Annotated in this window: 13 protein-coding genes; 9 read left to right on the top strand and 4 right to left on the bottom strand. The window is 29.7% G+C overall.

Features of this window, described 5'->3' with window-relative positions; translation table 11 throughout:
* Window positions 1-20: 20 nt before the first annotated feature.
* Together L8X40_RS01565 and L8X40_RS01560 are read right to left on the bottom strand one after the other, a co-directional pair.
* Window positions 21-3,533, bottom strand: coding sequence for an acyl-[ACP]--phospholipid O-acyltransferase (locus L8X40_RS01565; protein WP_263667165.1), 3,513 nt, complete (start codon window positions 3,531-3,533; stop codon window positions 21-23).
* 69 nt (window positions 3,534-3,602) lie between these two features.
* Window positions 3,603-4,211: an NAD(P)H-dependent oxidoreductase gene (locus L8X40_RS01560; protein ID WP_087699893.1), complete on the bottom strand. Its 609-nt coding sequence runs from the start codon at window positions 4,209-4,211 to the stop codon at window positions 3,603-3,605.
* A gap of 127 nt (window positions 4,212-4,338) precedes the next feature.
* On the opposite strand from L8X40_RS01560, the gene L8X40_RS01555 reads away from it, so the two are divergent.
* From L8X40_RS01555 to gltS, 4 genes are all read left to right on the top strand, one after another.
* A complete protein-coding gene (locus tag L8X40_RS01555; protein ID WP_263667164.1) occupies window positions 4,339-5,472 on the top strand; it encodes an efflux RND transporter periplasmic adaptor subunit in 1,134 nt (377 codons plus the stop codon).
* Window positions 5,469-7,400: an ABC transporter permease gene (locus L8X40_RS01550; RefSeq protein WP_263667163.1), complete on the top strand. Its 1,932-nt coding sequence runs from the start codon at window positions 5,469-5,471 to the stop codon at window positions 7,398-7,400. Before L8X40_RS01555 ends, L8X40_RS01550 begins: the two co-directional genes overlap by 4 nt.
* Window position 7,401: 1 nt before the next feature.
* Window positions 7,402-8,742 (top strand): TolC family protein, encoded by a 1,341-nt coding sequence (locus L8X40_RS01545; RefSeq protein ID WP_263667162.1) that lies wholly within the window; start codon window positions 7,402-7,404, stop codon window positions 8,740-8,742.
* Window positions 8,743-8,856: 114 nt separating this feature from the next.
* Entirely contained in the window at window positions 8,857-10,065 is a 1,209-nt protein-coding gene (gltS, locus tag L8X40_RS01540; protein ID WP_087699901.1) for a sodium/glutamate symporter, read from the top strand.
* A gap of 28 nt (window positions 10,066-10,093) precedes the next feature.
* Here gltS and nth read toward each other — a convergent pair whose 3' ends face one another.
* Entirely contained in the window at window positions 10,094-10,717 is a 624-nt protein-coding gene (gene nth, locus L8X40_RS01535) for an endonuclease III (protein ID WP_087699903.1), read from the bottom strand.
* Window positions 10,718-10,795: 78 nt separating this feature from the next.
* On the opposite strand from nth, the gene L8X40_RS01530 reads away from it, so the two are divergent.
* The 5 genes from L8X40_RS01530 to L8X40_RS01510 all read left to right on the top strand — a co-directional run bounded on the left by L8X40_RS01530 (window position 10,796) and on the right by L8X40_RS01510 (window position 15,890).
* Window positions 10,796-11,611, top strand: coding sequence for a peptidylprolyl isomerase (locus tag L8X40_RS01530; protein ID WP_087699905.1), 816 nt, complete (start codon window positions 10,796-10,798; stop codon window positions 11,609-11,611).
* Entirely contained in the window at window positions 11,611-12,675 is a 1,065-nt protein-coding gene (fbaA, locus tag L8X40_RS01525; protein ID WP_263667161.1) for a class II fructose-bisphosphate aldolase, read from the top strand. Before L8X40_RS01530 ends, fbaA begins: the two co-directional genes overlap by 1 nt.
* Window positions 12,676-12,750: 75 nt before the next feature.
* Window positions 12,751-14,082: a MotA/TolQ/ExbB proton channel family protein gene (locus L8X40_RS01520; protein WP_039626332.1), complete on the top strand. Its 1,332-nt coding sequence runs from the start codon at window positions 12,751-12,753 to the stop codon at window positions 14,080-14,082.
* A complete protein-coding gene (locus L8X40_RS01515) occupies window positions 14,069-15,019 on the top strand; it encodes an OmpA family protein (protein WP_214100397.1) in 951 nt (316 codons plus the stop codon). The genes L8X40_RS01520 and L8X40_RS01515 overlap by 14 nt, the downstream gene beginning before the upstream one ends.
* Complete coding sequence (locus L8X40_RS01510; RefSeq protein WP_263667160.1) at window positions 15,006-15,890, top strand: 1-aminocyclopropane-1-carboxylate deaminase/D-cysteine desulfhydrase; 885 nt, start codon at window positions 15,006-15,008, stop codon at window positions 15,888-15,890. Before L8X40_RS01515 ends, L8X40_RS01510 begins: the two co-directional genes overlap by 14 nt.
* Here the strand turns inward: L8X40_RS01510 and L8X40_RS01505 are convergent.
* Window positions 15,861-17,225: a sodium-dependent transporter gene (locus tag L8X40_RS01505; protein ID WP_087699915.1), complete on the bottom strand. Its 1,365-nt coding sequence runs from the start codon at window positions 17,223-17,225 to the stop codon at window positions 15,861-15,863. The two genes, L8X40_RS01510 and L8X40_RS01505, sit on opposite strands and share 30 nt — an antisense overlap.
* Window positions 17,226-17,230: the final 5 nt, after the last annotated feature.

Below are 17,230 nucleotides of genomic sequence, written 5' to 3'. Positions count from 1 at the left end.
AAGTAAAATTACTTTGGGAATTAATTTTCTTGTAAAATTTTAGCTAAATCTTTAGCGCCTTTTAAATCCACTTTACCAGAACCTAAAAGCGGAATTTGTTCTACTTTAAAATATTTACTTGGTTTAAAAATAGCAGGCATAGTAGAGTTTTTAATCACTTCGCAAATTCCATCAAAATCTTGCTCTTGACATTCTACTAATAAGCATACCATTTCACCTTTTTTATCATCATCTAGTGCCACTGCACAAAATTTTACTATATCTGTATTGATAAATTTAGCAATTTCTTCTTCTAAAGCTCCTAAAGATATCATTTCTCCACCAATTTTTGCAAAACGAGAATAACGATCTACTATATATAAAAAGCCATCCTCATCTACATGACCTTTATCACCGGTATTATACCAGCGTATGCTATCGATTTCTTTGATAACTTCATCGGTTTTTTCTTTATTGTTTAAATAACCTACCATAACCTGATGGCCACCAATGAGTATTAGTCCATCCTCTCCATGATTTAAACTTTCATAAGTAGATGGATCTACTATGCGTATAGCACTTCCTGGTAAAGGCATACCTACGCTACCTTCTTTATTTGCACGATGTAAAATCCAATAATCAGGATCAAATTTATTCGGTAAATTCACACTTGCAACCGGAGTGGTTTCAGTAGCTCCATAACCTTCAAAAATAGGTTTTTTAAATTTCATTTCAAAGGCGCTTCTTACTTCACTTTTGAGTTTTTCAGCACCTGATACGATAATTCTTAAGCTTTCAAACATAATCGCATCAAGTTTTTTATTTCTTGCATAAATACTTAGAAAAGTTGAAGTAGCACACATAATGCTAACATTATTTTTTACTATAGCTTTTGCTACACCTAGCGCATCAGTTGGATCAGCATGTGCTATGCTTTTAATCCCTTCTAATAAAGGCATAAAAGTAGTTACAGTTAATCCAAAAGCATGAAAAGGCGGTAAAGAAGATAAGACAACATCTTCATTTTTTGCACATAATACATCTGAAATTTGAGCTATATTGCTTAAAATATTGCGATTATTTAGCATTACTCCTTTAGGTGTTCCCTCGCTACCACTACTAAATAATATAGCAGCTATGGCAAGGTTTTGTTTGTTAGGTGCAAATAATGCTTTTATTAAACAAGTAGGTAAAATACTTACTAAAGCAAGCATAGAAAAGATTTTGAGTTTTTGTTTTTTAAAGCTTGTGATAATATCTTCCATAAAAATGATTCTAACATGCTCTTCAAATTCTAGTTTTATACCTTTATTTTCTAATTTTTCCATAAATTTTCTAGAAGTATAAATTTGTTGAATTTGAGAACTTTGAATGGCTTGATTAATCGCTTTTACACCTGCTGTGAAATTTAAATTTACCACGATTTTATTTGCAAGTAATACAGCTAGATTACAAAGAGAGCTAGCCATAGAAGCAGGGAGTAAAATTCCCACGCATTCTTCTTTTGGAGCATAGCTTCCTTGGGTAGGTTGTATATTTAGCTCATATGATCTATTTTTTATGAAAGAGCTAAAAACTAAACTTAAAGCAAGCATTTTTCTATAAGTAATACCACCTATTAAAGGATCAACAATAGCTATTTGACTTAAATTTCTTTTAGCGCTATCTATCCAAGCTCTGGCTATAGTATGCATACTTTCACATTGAGATTTCCAAGCAATAAAAGAAAGTTCAAAAACTTTTGCTTTAACCACTTCTTTTTTAGTGTGTATTGGTAAGCTTTTTCCAAAAGCAATAGCGATTTTTCTTTTGCTTATTTTGCGGTTTCTTGCTGAAAATTCTTCATCACTTCTTGAAAAAGCACTTCCCCAAAGTCCTCTAATATAAAAAGGCAAAATCACTCCATCTTGTTCTTCTAATTTTGAGCAAACTAACTCAAATCCACCTTTAAATTCATTAAGCTGTCCATGGCGTGAAAGTACTCCTTCTGGGAAAAGACAAACTAAATTTCCATTTTTAATATGCATAGCAATAAGCTCTAAGCTTGATTTGCTAGAAGCACTTGAAACAGGAATAACTCCAAATTTATCAAGAAAAATTTTAATATACCACTTAGAATAAATGCTTTTTTCCATAACAAAATAAATTTTTCTTGGTATAGCCATTTGCACAATAGCCCAATCTATAAAAGATATATGATTACCAAGCAATAATGCTCCACCTTTTTCAGGAATATTTTCAAAACCTTCTACTAATAAACGATAGCGTTGAAAAAACGCTATGCTCATTAATAAACGCACCAAAGAAAAAGGCAATTTACTTAGTACATAAATGCTTCCAAAAAATGCCACAGCGATGATAAAATAAAATAAATTTATCACTTCAAATTTAGCATATGCAGCAAAAGTAGCTAGTGCTAAAAAGCCTAACATAAAAATATTTTGTATAAAATTATTACCCGCTAAGACTTTTCCCAGTTCATTTTCTTTTGCATGAAATTGTATGAGAGAATTTAAAGGTATGATAAAAAATGCCCCGCTTAAACCAAAAATAAAAAATACCACACTATAACTTAGTAAGTTTTCTAAAAATGGCATTAAAATGCTCATTAGAAAAACTCCTAAAGCACCTAGTGGTATAAGACCTAATTCGATATAATTTTTAGAAAACTTACCACTAATAAGCGATCCTATAATCACTCCTATACCAGAAAAAGCTAAAGAGCATTGTACGTAAAAGGTATTTTCTATGAAAAGATCATTTTTTGCATATACAGGAAAACTTACTAAATAAAGTTGTGATATGGCCCAAAAAAGTGAAATTCCTACAATGCAAAGCCAAATGATTTTATGAGAAAATATTGTTTTTAAATTAGAGGCTAAAAGCTTTCCTTGAAAATATTGTTTTTTATCAAAACTTAAACTTTTATCTTCTTCTTTTAAGCAAGGAAGTTTATAAGCTAAAAAAAGTTCTAATAAAGCAAAAGCTATTAATACAAAACCCAAAGGTGCAATTTGTATTAAAATATCTGAAGGAGTGTTAAAATTTGGATCAAAAAGCATTTCAAAGCTTAGAGAAAATACCGCCATACCCGCTAAAATAGCCACAATACTTACTGCGTTTACAGCTCCATTTCCCATAGCTAAAAGCTCTTTTCCTACTAATTCTTTTATAAAACCATATTTTGCAGGAGAGTATAAGGCAGATTGTACTCCCATGATAAAAGTCATTACAAAAGCAAGCCAAAATGCTCCAAGATAATAACACAAACAAATAATACAAGTTAATATTACTGAAAATAATGCAGATATTTTCATGATTTTATTTTTAGGAAATTTATCTGCTAAAAATCCAGAAGGTGAAAGCATAAGGATAAAAGGTAAAAGCATCAAAGCATTAACAATAGCAGTTAGAAAAAGTTGGGTGCTATCTTCATAAAATTTATAGATAGTGTTTTGTATAATGATTTTGTGTCCTAAATCTACAAAAGCATTAATAAAAGCTACTGCTAAAAATGGCAATACGCCAAAAATCTTTAAAAAATTTCCTTGCATTTAAAACTCCATTTTATTTTAAAAATATTATTTTATTATATAAAATTTAAATGGAGTTTTGATATTTGATTAATCTTTAAATTCTACCACTTCATTAAATGCAAAACGAGCTTTTTCTGTGCTAATATTTTCTTGGGCATGTCCTAAAGTAATGAGCATAGATACTCTTTGTTTAGTGGTGTCTAAATTTAAATATTGATTGATTTTATCTTTATCAAAGCCACCGATAATACACGAACCCAAATTTAAACTATAAGCAGCATTGATAATATTTGCAATGGCAAGATAACTTTGTTCTTTTGCATAAATAAAACTTTGCTCTAAATCCATTGCGTCTAAAAATGGCTTATAAGTTTGTAAGCGTTTGTTTAACTCTTCTTGGCTTAAACATCTCTTTTTTAGTTTTTCTTCAAAATAATCTTTAAAATCAGCCCTTGAAATCACAATTATAATAGCAGCACAATTTGCTACATGGCTTTGATTATTAGCTATTTTAGCAATTTCTTTTTTATGCTCATCTTTTTGAAAAACTAAAAATTTCCAAGGCTCAAGTCCTAAGGAACTAGGAGATAATCTAGCGCATTCTAAGATATATTCTAAATTCTCTTTAGAAATTTTTTCTTGAGTGTATGCTCTAATCGAAGAGCGATTTTGCATTAAATTTAAATAATCTTGCATTATTTTTCCTTTTTTTGATTTATCTTATATCTTATAAGCTTTAAAATTGTTAAAATTATGTTTTATTGTTACAATTTTATTTTTACTTCATACAAATGTTTTATTATATGATTTTTAAAGGATTAAAATGAAAAAAATAATTTATTTAAGCATATTTTTGATTATACTCATTATAGGGGTGTATTTTTTCTTTTTTGCAAATAAGGAAGAATATAATTATCTAACTTATGAGGTTAAAAAACAAGATATTACTCAAAGCATAGAGGCAATAGGCGAAGTTTATGCAAAAACTCAAGTCGATGTTGGTGCACAAGTTAGTGGGCAAATTACTAAACTTTATGTAAAATTAGGTGATCATGTTAATGAGGGTGATTTAATCGCACAAATTGATAAAGATAAGCAACAAAATGATTTAGATATTACCAAAGCTCAGCTTGAAAGCGCAAAGGCAAATTTAGAAAGCAAAAAAATCGCTCTTGATATAGCTACTAAACAATACCAAAGAGAGCAAAAGCTTTATGTCAAAAAGGCTACCTCTTTAGAAAATCTTGAAAATCTTAAAAATACTTTTTATGCTCTAAGAGCAAATGTGGCCGATTTAAAAGCTCAAACTACTCAACTTGAAATTTCTTTAAAAAATGCTCAAAAAGATTTAGCTTATACTACTATAACCGCACCTAGTAAGGGTGAGATTATTAATGTAGCGGTTGAAGAGGGACAAACTGTAAATGCAAACCAAAATACACCAAGTATAGTGCGTTTGGCTGATTTAAGTGAAATGGAAATTCGTATGCAAATAGCTGAAGCTGATATTAATAAAATCAGTGTTGGAAAAAAGGTTAAATTTAGCATTTTAAATGAACCTGATAAAAAATACGAAGCAACTATTTCAAGTATAGATCCAGCAAATACTACCATAAGTGATGCAACAAGTAATACAAATTTAAACTCAAACTCAAGTACTAGCGCTAGTGCTGTGTATTATTATGCAAGGGTTTTTGTAAAAAATGATAATAATTTTTTACGTATAGGTATGAGTACAGAAAATGAAATTGCCATTAAAACAGAAAATAATACTTTAGTTATACCAACTTTAGCTATAAAAAGCGATGTAAGTGGTTATTATGTAGAAATTTTAAAAGCCAATAATATAAGTGTGAAAACACCTGTTAAATTAGGTATTAAAGATAGTTTAAATACTCAAATTTTAGATGGTATTAATGAGGGTGATTTAGTTATCATAGGTAAAAATAAAAAATGATATGCTTAGAAAATATACAAAAAAAGATTAATAATACAACTATTTTAGAAAATATTAATCTTTATATTCAAAAAGGAGAATTTGTAGCCATTATAGGACAATCAGGTAGTGGTAAAACCTCTCTTTTAAATATTATAGGCACACTTGATGAGCCAAGTAGTGGAAAATATTTTTTAGATGCATATGAAGTAACTAATTTAAGTAAAGATGAAAAGGCAAGGATTAGACGCGAAAAAATTGGTTTTATTTTTCAAAGATATAATTTACTTAGTCTTTTAAATGCTAAAGATAATGTAGCCTTACCTGGTGTTTATGCAGGTAAAAACAAACATGAAAGATCGCAAAAGGCTAAAGAATTACTTTCTTTTTTAGAGCTTGATCATAAAGAATTATCAAAGCCAAATGAACTAAGTGGTGGGCAACAGCAAAGAGTTTCCATAGCAAGAGCTTTGATGAATGGTGGTGAGCTTATTTTAGCAGATGAGCCAACGGGTGCACTTGATTCTAAAAGCGGTAAGATAGTTTTAGAAATTTTAAATAAACTAAATGAACAAGGACACACTGTAGTTTTAGTCACTCATGATAGAGAAATAGCTGCTAGAGCAAAAAGAGTTATCGAAATTAAAGATGGTAAGATTATAAGTGATAATGGTGCAAAAAAAGCAGACGAAATAAAAGCTAAGTTAATGCCAAAAGAGAAAAAAAGTTTTGGTTTGCTTAAAAATCAGCTTTTTGAAAGTTTGAAAATGTCCGTAGCTTCCATTGTAGCACACAAGCTGCGTTCTTTGCTTACCATGCTTGGTATTATCATAGGTATAGCTTCAGTAGTTTGCGTGGTTGCTTTAGGACTTGGAGCTCAACAAAATATACTTGCTTCTATTAGCTCCATTGGAACTAATACCATAGAAGTTGTTTCAGGGCGTGGCTTGGGGGATATTCGATCAGGTAGAACAAGGCTTAATTTAAGTGATTTAAAAACCTTAAGTTCTTTGCCTTATTTAGAAGCAGTAGAAGCAGATGTAGGTAAAGTAGGGGTTGTAACTTATAAGAATAATTCTTTGCAGGCTAGAATTTATGGAGTAGGACCAAATCATCTAAGACTTAGAGGTTTTGTGATGGTAGATGGTAGATTTATTAATAATGAAGATATAAAAGATAATACTAATATTTGCATTATAGATGAAAATGCTTTGAGAATTTTATTTGATAACATTAGTGCTAAGGATGTTTTAGGTAAAAGTGTGATTTTTAACAAGCAACCTTTAACCATAGTTGGTGTTTTAAAAAAAGAAAGAGACAATAAAGGCTTTAGGGCTGATGAAAATACTATTAAAATTTATACTCCTTATTCTACTTTGATGAATAAAATCATAGGAGATAAGCAAATAAGAGCTATAGTAACTAAGGTAAAAGATGAGGTAAATCCTGCTTTAGCTGAAGAGGCTATGGTAAAAATTTTAGAAATTAAACGCGGAAAAAAAGATTTTTTCACTATAAATTCTGACGCGATTAAAAATGCTATTGAGGAAAATACTGCTACTTTAACTTTACTTATTTCCTCTATTGCAGTGGTATCTTTGATAGTAGGCGGTATTGGTGTGATGAATATCATGCTTGTTTCAGTAAGTGAGCGTACAAGGGAAATTGGAGTTAGAATGGCTATTGGGGCTAGAAAAGAAGATATTTTAATGCAGTTTTTAATAGAAGCTGTATTGATTTGTTCTTTAGGGGCTATTTTTGGAGTAATGCTTTCTTTTATCATTATTGAAGTATTTAATTCTTTAAATTTTGGTTTTACAATGATACTTTCGTTAAATTCAGTATTTTTAGGGCTTTTAAGTTCAGTTTTAATCGGAGTGGTTTTTGGATTTTTCCCAGCAAAAAATGCAGCAAATTTAAATCCTATTAGTGCTTTATCAAAGGAATGAGATGAGAATATTTTTATTATTTTTTATAGCCTTTTTTTTAAATGCTTGCGTAGGAGTAAAATTAGAGCAAGTATTTCAAAAGCAAATAAAAAAAGAATATTTTGAAGATTTTAACGCAAGTAAGGCTTGGTGGGAAAAATATAATAATCAAGATTTAAATAATATCTTAAAAGCTATTATTGATAATAACAAAGATTTAAATGTAGCAAGAGTTAATTTTTTAAGCACTTTAGCTAGATATAAGCTTTTAAATTTAGATCTTTATCCTACTTTGAGTGGAAATTTAGGTGCAAATATAAGAAAAAATTTAAACAATGGCACAGAAATGCATAGTTTTTCAAATGGCATTATATTAAATTATGAGCTTGATATATATGGAAAAATTTCAGATCAAGTTGCTAGTTCTGAATTTTTAGCAAAAGCAAGTGAATATGAGTTACGCTCTTTAGAGCTTGATACGATTAATTTAGCGATTAATAGTATTTTTGAATTGATTTATTTTAATGATGTAGATCGCTTACTAAATAATCATTTAAAAAATCTTGAGCAAATGCTAGAAATTTATACTACTAAATTTGATTATGGCAAGGTTGAGTATATTGATCTTTTAAATATCAAAAAGTCTTTATTAAATACTAAACAAAACATCATTACAAATTTGCAAAATAAAGACTTAACACTTAAAAATATAAAAGATTTGTTAGGTAAAGATGATGAGTTTTTGATTAATAAAATGCTAAATTATACTCTTGAAGATTTTTCATTGCAAAAAATTAATTTTGATATAGAGCTAAAAATACTTGCTTATAGACCACAAGTTCAAGTAAAACTAAATCAACTTATGGCTTCTTATAAAGATTATACAAGTGTGCAAAAAAGCATTTTACCTAGCATAAAAATATTGGGAAATTTAGATGGGAGTGATAAAAATATTGATGAGAGTTTTAAATTTTTAATCTTAGGTGGAAATGTTGTTATTGACTTACCATTTTTGGACTTTTATAGAGTAAGACAAAATGTAAAAATTTCTGAATTTGCATATCAAGCACGCTTATATGAGTATAAAGACATATTGCAAAGAGCTATTCATGAGTTTAAACTTTGTTATGAAAATGATAAATACTATAATGATTTGTTAAATTTAGTAAAAGATATTAATGCTAACCAAGCAAAAATTACACAATTATATTTTGAAAAATATGAATTAGGGCGTAATGAGCTAAAAGATTATCTTGATGCAGATGCTTTGCTTATTAATTCACTTCAAGAGCTTAATAAAGCAAAACTATCTTTGCTTAAAAATATTAATTTGTATCATAATATAGTCTTGATTTCAGAGTAAAATAGACTTAAAAATGTTTCATTTTGTAATATTTAAGTAAAGAGTGGTATTTAATTGCGTTGTTTTAAAGTCATTTAGAATACAATTGAGAAATAAATCAAACAAAGGAGAGGTATGAAATTTGATTTTTATGCAACGCTAGTTACTATGGTTATAGTATTGCTTCTAGGCGTTTTTGTCATTAAAAGGGTAAAATTTCTTCGTGATTATAATATCCCTGAACCAGTTGTTGGTGGTGGAATAGCTGCGATTATTCTTTTAATCTTACATAGTTCTTTTTCATTAAATATTAAATTTGATGAATCTATGAAAGATCCACTAATGCTTGCATTTTTCTCAAGTATTGGTTTGTTGGCTGATTTTGCTTCACTTAAAAAAGGTGGTAAAAAGTTAGCAATTTTTTTAGTAGTAGTTGTAGGTTTACTTTTTGCACAAAATATAGTTGGTATAGGTGTGGCAAGTGCTATGGGACAAAATCCACTTATGGGGCTTATAGCAGGTTCTGTTACAATGAGTGGTGGTCATGGTACAGGTGCAGCTTGGGCAGCTGAATTTATCAAAGAACCTTATTTATATTCTAGTGCAACTACTGTTGCTATTGCTTGTGCAACTTTTGGACTTATTTCAGGTGGTATTATAGGTGGTCCTGTTGCAAGATATTTAGTCAATAAATATAAACTAGTGGTTCCAAAACAAAATGATGATAAAGATGCGATTTTAAATTTCCAATCTCCAGAAAAAGAAAGATTGATCACTCCATCTTCTTTTATAGAGTCTTTAGCATTAATTGCTTTATGTTTATTAATAGGTAATGCTTTATCTACTTATATTAAAACAAATACAGGTTTTACTTTGCCAACTTTCGTGTATTGTCTTTTTGTAGGTGTTGTTTTAAGAAATGTTTTATCAGCTACAAAAATTCACCATGTGTTTGATAGAGAAGTTTCAGTTTTAGGTAATGTAAGCTTATCTTTATTTCTAGCTTTAGCGTTAATGACTATTAACCTTTGGGATCTAGTAACCCTTGCACTGCCGATGTTGGTAATTTTAATAGTGCAAGTTGCTATGATGGCTGCTTTTGCTATATTTGTAACCTTTAGAGTATGTGGAAAAGACTATGATGCAGCGGTTTTAGCAGCAGGTCATTGTGGTTTTGGTTTAGGTGCTACTCCAACAGCTATGGTAAATATGCAAACTGTAACAAATCACTATGGTATGAGCCATATGGCATTTATTATTGTACCTTTAGTAGGCGCATTTTTCATAGATATAGTAAATGCCTTAGTGATTAATGCTTTCTTGTATCTACCATTCTTTCATTAAAATCATCTAGCACTAAATTGGTGCTAGATTAAATTTTTTTATCTTTACTCTTACATAAATGATTTAAAAAACACTCTTTACATAAAGGATTTTTAGCCTTGCATGTATAGCGTCCAAAAAGCACCATAGCTTGATGAAGATAGTTTAGATTATCTTTAAAAATTTTAGTTAAGTCTTTTTCTGTTTCTTCAGGAGTTTTAGCTTTGCTAAGATTAAGTCTGTGAGAAACTCTATATACATGGGTATCTACAGCCATACAATTAGCCCCACACCATTCTATCATCACCACATGTGCAGTTTTTTGTCCTACTCCTGCTAGAGTTTTTAAATCTTGCTCGTCCATTGGAATTTCACCATTAAATTGCTCGCAAACTGCTTGAGCCATTTTGATTAAATTTTGTGCTTTATTATTATAAAATGAGCAAGAATTAATCAAAAGCTTTAAAGATGATAAATTTGCTTTAGCTAAATCTTGCACGCTAGGGTAAGCTTTAAATAAAGCCGGCGTGATGAGATTAACCCTTTTGTCAGTACATTGTGCTGAAAGCATAACACAAACTATAAGCTCGTAAGCATTGCTAAAAACTAATTCTGTTTTTGCTTGTCCAAAATGCTCTAAAAATAATTTTTTAATTTCTAAATTTCTTTTCATAAACTTATTGTATGTTAATCGGCTTTAAATAAAGTTTAGATATAATAAAGTCAACAAAACTATTTCAAAGGAAAAACAATGAAAAAAATTTCTTTAGTTGCTGCGGCTTTATTAACAGGTTTAAGTTTAAATGCTGCGGTGGTTGCAACCCTTGATGGAAACAATATTAGTGATACAGAGGTAAATGAGTTTTTTGCTCCTATGTTAAGAGGTGCTAAAATCACTGATTTGCCGGCTGAACAAAAAAAAGCAATTATTGATCAATATATCATTCAACAACTTGTATTAAAAGATGCTAAAGCTCAAAAAATAGAAAATGATCCTTCATATAAAGAAGAATTAGAGCGTGCTAAAGAAGCTATTTTGGTAAATATCTATCAAAAGAAAATTTTTGATTCAATTAAAAACAATGATGCTAAAGCTAAAAAATTCTATGAAGCAAATAAAGATAAATTTACTAAACCAGCTCAAGTAAAAGCTAAACATATTTTAGTAACTAGTGAAAAAGAAGCTAAAGATATTATTGCTGAGCTTAGTAAATTAAGTGGAAAAGCTTTAAATGATAAATTTGCTCAACTTGCAAAAGAAAAATCAATTGATAAAGGCTCTTCAGCTCAAGGTGGTGATCTTGGTTGGTTTGCTGAATCAACTATGGTAAAACCATTTGCTGATGCAGCTTTTTCTATGAAAAAAGGTACTATTTCTAAAACACCTGTAAAGAGTGATTTTGGATATCATATTATCCTAAAAGAAGATGCTAGAGCAAAAAGTACTATGAGCTATAATGAAGTAAAAGCAGGTATTGAAAGCAATATCAAAATGGAAGAATTTAAAGAACTTATGAATAAAAAAGCTCAAGAACTTCTTCAAAAAGCAAAAGTGGAATACAAATAATGGGTGTACTAGATCTTGTTAAGCCAGGTGTTTTAAGTGGTGATGATCTAAATATCATATATAATCATGCAAAAAAAGAAGGATTTGCCATCCCTGCGGTAAATGTCGTGGGGACAAATTCTATTAATGCGGTTTTAGAAAGTGCTAAAAAAGTTAATTCACCTGTGATTATTCAATTTTCAAATGGTGGAGCTAAATTTGTAGCAGGAAAAGCTTGTCCAAAAGCTGATGTGCTTGGTGCTATAAGTGGTGCAAGACATGTACATTTAATGGCAAAAGCTTATGGAGTTCCAGTAATTTTACACACAGATCATGCTGCTAGAAAATTACTTCCTTGGATTGATGCTTTGATTGAAGCAAATATTGAGTTTAAAAAAGAAGCAGGTAAGCCTTTGTTTAGCTCTCATATGATTGATTTAAGTGAAGAGGATTTAGAAAGTAATCTAGGCACTTGTGAGAATTATTTAAAACAAATGTCTGAGCTTGGAATTTCTTTAGAGCTTGAGCTAGGATGTACGGGTGGTGAAGAAGATGGAGTGGATAATACTAATATTGATAATGCAAAATTATACACTCAGCCTGAAGATGTAGCATTAGCTTATGAGAGACTTTCTAAAATTAGTGATAGATTTTCAATTGCAGCTAGTTTTGGTAATGTACATGGAGTATATAAACCAGGAAATGTGATTTTAAGACCTGAAATTCTTAAAAACTCTCAAAATTATGTAAAAGAAAAATTCAATCTTGGTGAAGATAAACCAATCAATTTTGTTTTCCATGGTGGCAGTGGTAGCGATATAGAGGATATCAAAGCAGCACTTAGCTATGGTGTAATTAAGATGAATATTGATACAGATACACAATGGGCTTTTTGGGATGGTGTTAGAGAGTATGAGCTTAAAAATAAAGCTTATTTGCAAGGCCAAATTGGTAATCCAGATGGAGAAGATAAGCCAAATAAAAAATATTATGATCCAAGAGTATGGCTTAGAGCGGGCGAAGAGAGTATGATCAAACGCTTAGAGTGCGCTTTTAGCGATTTAAATTGTATCGATAGAAACTAAGAGTTTTATAACTCTTAGTTGATTTTCCTGTGAAGATTTTAAATTTTTAGAGTAAAATTAACAAAGGTTTATAAAATGGAAGTTAAAACAACTGATGATTTTTCTGATCTTGTATTACCTGAAGGAAAAGGTAGTACAGGAATTGTTGCTTATTTAAAGATTATTTTTATCCCTGCTATATTGTATATTTTAGTGCTTTTAGGGTATTTTGGAAAGATTGATTTTAAAGTAGAATTACATAGTGTTGTAATGATAGGGATTATCTTTTTAGTGGCTTTGATCTTTGCTAGACATAGTGCTGATTATGCTTCAAGTATTTTTGAGCAACAAAAAGATGAGTTTAAGCTGATATTAAAACGCTATATTATGAAGCATTTTTTAGTTATAGGTAAAGAAACAAAGTCAAATGCTAGCTTTGATGATTTTGCATATGCTTATGTGAAAGATTTGAGAAATGAAAATTTTGCTTCTGTGGGTGCAGCTATTTTTCCTATGCTTGGTATTTTAGGAACTTTTATAAGTATAGCCATGTCTATGCCAAATTTTAATTCAAGCGACACAGCAGGCTTAGAACAAGAGATTTCAGTTTTATTAAATGGAGTAGGAACAGCCTTTTATGTATCAATTTATGGAATTTTCTTAGCACTTTGGTGGATATTTTTTGAAAAATACGGTAGTAGTAAATTCCAAAAACTTCTAAATCGTCAAAAAAACGCAACAAGCGATTTTTTTTGGTCTAAAGAAGAAATTGATAGAAAATACCTTCAAGAAAGTTTGCAACATTTTGAAAAAATAGGCACGATTTTTGAACATGTAAGCAATGAGGAATTTTTTAAAGAACTAGATAATACAATAGATAGAAAATTCAAAGTTTTTCAAGAGCTTGTAAATGCTGAGGAAAAAGCTGTAAGATTAAGCAGTGAGCATGTAAAACAAACTATGAGTGATTTATCTAAAACCCAAAGAGAGCAAAAAGATATAGTTAAAACTTATAGCGAGATTGCAAATGCGGTAAATATGTTAAATTCAAACATAAAAGATTTAACCTTAAGAATTTCAGAGCAATATAATAGACTCTTAGATGTGAGTTCAGATAAGATTGTGCATTTAGATAAAAGTGTGAGTGCTTTAGATGAAAAGGTAAATAATTTTTCAAATAATATTGAAAAATATCAAAATCTTATGCTTGATAATCAAACTAAGCTTTTTGAAGGCTTTAGGGCAAGTATTATAGAGGGTATGCATACTTTTAAAGAAGCTTATGAAGATGAAAAAAATATTGACGAAAAAATTTCACTAATGCAAGAATTTAAAGAAGAAAGCAAAGAATTAGATGAGCAAACCACACAAGTTATTGCAAAGCTTGAAAATCAAAAAGAAGATGAAAAAATAGATGATAAAAAATAATTCTAACAATGAAGAAAATAACTTTTGGATAGCTTATGCAGATTTAATGGCGGGCTTGCTTTTTATATTTATTTTGCTTATTGGAGCTATAGTTGTTAAGTATGTTTTAACTCAAAGTGATTTGCAAATCATAAAAGAAAATCTACAAAAACAAGAAGAGCGTTTAAGAGAAAACAAAGAGGAGTTAAACCAAAAAGAAGATATTTTAAAAAATCTTAGTCAAAAACTAAATAATACTTCAAGTACGCTTGATGATGTTAATAAGCAAAAACAGGCTTTAGAGGCTAATATTACTAAACTTAATCAAGATTTAAATTCAAGTTTGGATGAAAAAGATCAGCAAATTTTTGCTTTGCTTGAGAGATTAAACAAAAAAGATGAAGAAATCAAAGAATTGGAGCGTAATTTTGATGAGGCAAAAAGTAAAATCAAAGAACTAGGTTTAATCAAAGAAAATACCATTAAAAATCTTCAAGCTAAATTTGATACTAATATTACTCTAGATTCTAATACAGGAGCGATAGTGTTGCCTTCTGAAGTGCTTTTTGATACAAATTCTTTTACTTTAAAAGCGCATGCAAAAGAGAATTTGAAAGCGATTTTAACGCAGTATTTTGACAATATTTTAAAAGATGAAAATATCTTAAATAGTATAGAAAATATAGTTATAGAAGGGCATACGGATAGTGCAGGTTCTTATATATATAATCTTGATTTATCACAAAAAAGAGCTTATGCTGTGATGAGTTTTATACACTCATTTTATAAAGATCCAAGATTGCAAAAACTTTTAATGGCAAGTGGTAGGTCTTATTCTGATGTGATTATGAAAGACGGTAAAGAAGACAAAGAAGCAAGCCGCAGAATAGAGATTAAGTTTAATATCAATACAAATAATGCCTTAGAAAAGGTTGAAAAATACCTTGAAAGCAAGTAGAATTGATGTTTTAAAATACAAAGATTTTGAATTTTTACTCAAAAGAGATGATTTATTAGGTTATATCAATGGAAATAAGGCTAGAAAACTAGCCTTTTTTGAAAAAAACAAACATTTATTTAAAAAAGGACAAAGATTTATTTCTTTTGGTTCTTCTCAAAGTAATGCTTTAGTTGCTTTAGCTAAGTTTTGTTACGAAAATGATTTTTCACTTATTTTTGTTTGTGAAAAAATGAGTTCTTTTTTAAAAGAAAATCCCCATGGAAATTTAGATTTTGCATTAAAACATAATGTGGAGTTGATAGAAAATACAAATTATCCTACAAGAAGATTACAAGCTTTAGCCTTAAAAAAAGATGATGATGTTTTTATAGAAGAGGGTGTGGCTATAAAAGAAGCTGAATTTGGATACCAACAACTAGCCTTAGAGCTTAGTGGGCAGTTGAATGAAAATGTAAGTATTTTTTTACCCTCAGGTACAGGAACTTCTGCGGCTTTTTTGGCTAAATATAGTAAATTTAAAGTTTTTACATGTGCTTGTGTAGGTGATAGTGCGTATTTAAAAGAGCAAATTTTAAGCTTAGAGTCAAATTATGATTTTGATAATTTAACCATATTAAACCCACCTAAAAAATATCATTTTGCTAAGCCTTATTTGGAATTTTATGAGCTTTATCAAGATCTAAAAAAAGAATGTGGAGTAGAGTTTGATCTGCTTTATGATATGGTGGGTTTTAAAACTTTATTAGCTCATAAAGAGCAACTTGGTGGAAAAATCTTATATATCCATCAAGGAGGCCTTGAAGGAAATATAAGCATGTTAAAGCGTTATGAATATAAACTAAAAAATACCAAAATAAAAAATCACTAAGATAATCAAAGGTATAATAAATTTAACATAATAATACCATAGTTTAAAAATACTTCCTTTTAGTGTATTTTGATTAGAAAGTTCATAAATAGCATCTTTTTTAAGCACCCAACCTACATATAGACAACAAAAGAATGCGGTTAAAACAAAGAATATATTTCCACTAATAAAATCAAAGCTATCAAAAATATTTTTTTCTTTGATGATAGTAATATCTTTTAAAGGACCATAAGTAAGTATACATGGTAAATTTCCCAAGACAAAAATACTTCCAAGTGTTAGATTGATAGCGGTATTTTTAGCTAGTTTAAATTTTTCTTCTAAAACACTGATGATTACTTGATAAATTGGTAAGCTTGTGGTAAGTGCAGCGATGATTAAAAGTAAAAAGAAAAACACGCAAATTATACTTCCAAAAGGTATATGTGAAAATGCAACAGGTAAGGTTTTAAAAACCAAAGATGGCCCACTATCAGGGGTTAATCCTACGCTAAATAAAGCCGGGAAAATCATAAAACCAGCAAGTACTGCTATGAGGGTATTTAAAATTCCTGTATAAACAGAAGTTTTGATTAAATTCTCATTTTTTTTAAGGTGAGATGATAAGGTTATCATTACCCCAAAGCCTAAAGATAGGGCAAAAAATACTTGTCCTAAAACATCTATAAACAATTTGGGAGTGATTTTAGAAAGATCAGGAGTAAGGTAAAATTTCACACCCTCGCTTGCTCCTTCAAGAGTTAAATTGCGTGCAACAACAACCAAAAGGCAGATAAACAAAAATGGCATAAGGTATTTTACTGATTTTTCTATGCCATCAATCACACCTTTTTTTAAGATAATCCAATTAATTATCACAAATATAGTAGTAAAAATTCCTATTAATAAAGGATTATTTTCTATGGTTGAGTTATAAAATTCGCTTGTATATTGAGCATTAATGGGACTTGAAAGATTAAAATCGCCTATGATAATTTTAAAAATATAAGCTAAAACCCATCCGCCTATTACCATATAATAAGCCATGATTCCAAAACTTCCCAAAAGTCCCATGTAGCCAACACCTTGCCAAGAATTAGATATTTTAACTCCATCACTTGTTTTTCCGCCAAAAGCATCAACTGAATTTAGCATTCTGCGTCTTCCTATGACATTTTCGACCAAAATCACAGGAATTCCTATAAAAATCATAGCTATACAAAAGGCCAAAACATAAGCACCGCCTCCATTTTCACCTACTAAATATGGAAAACGCCAAGTGGCTCCAAAACCAATAGTCGCTCCTGCTACTGTAAGGATATAAGTTAGCGTATTGCTCCAAGTTTGTCTTTGCATGCTTT

This window comes from Campylobacter sp. CNRCH_2013_0855 (genome assembly GCF_025773025.1).
GTDB lineage: Bacteria > Campylobacterota > Campylobacteria > Campylobacterales > Campylobacteraceae > Campylobacter_D > Campylobacter_D jejuni_C.
This window is presented reverse-complemented; position numbering and strand designations above follow the sequence as displayed.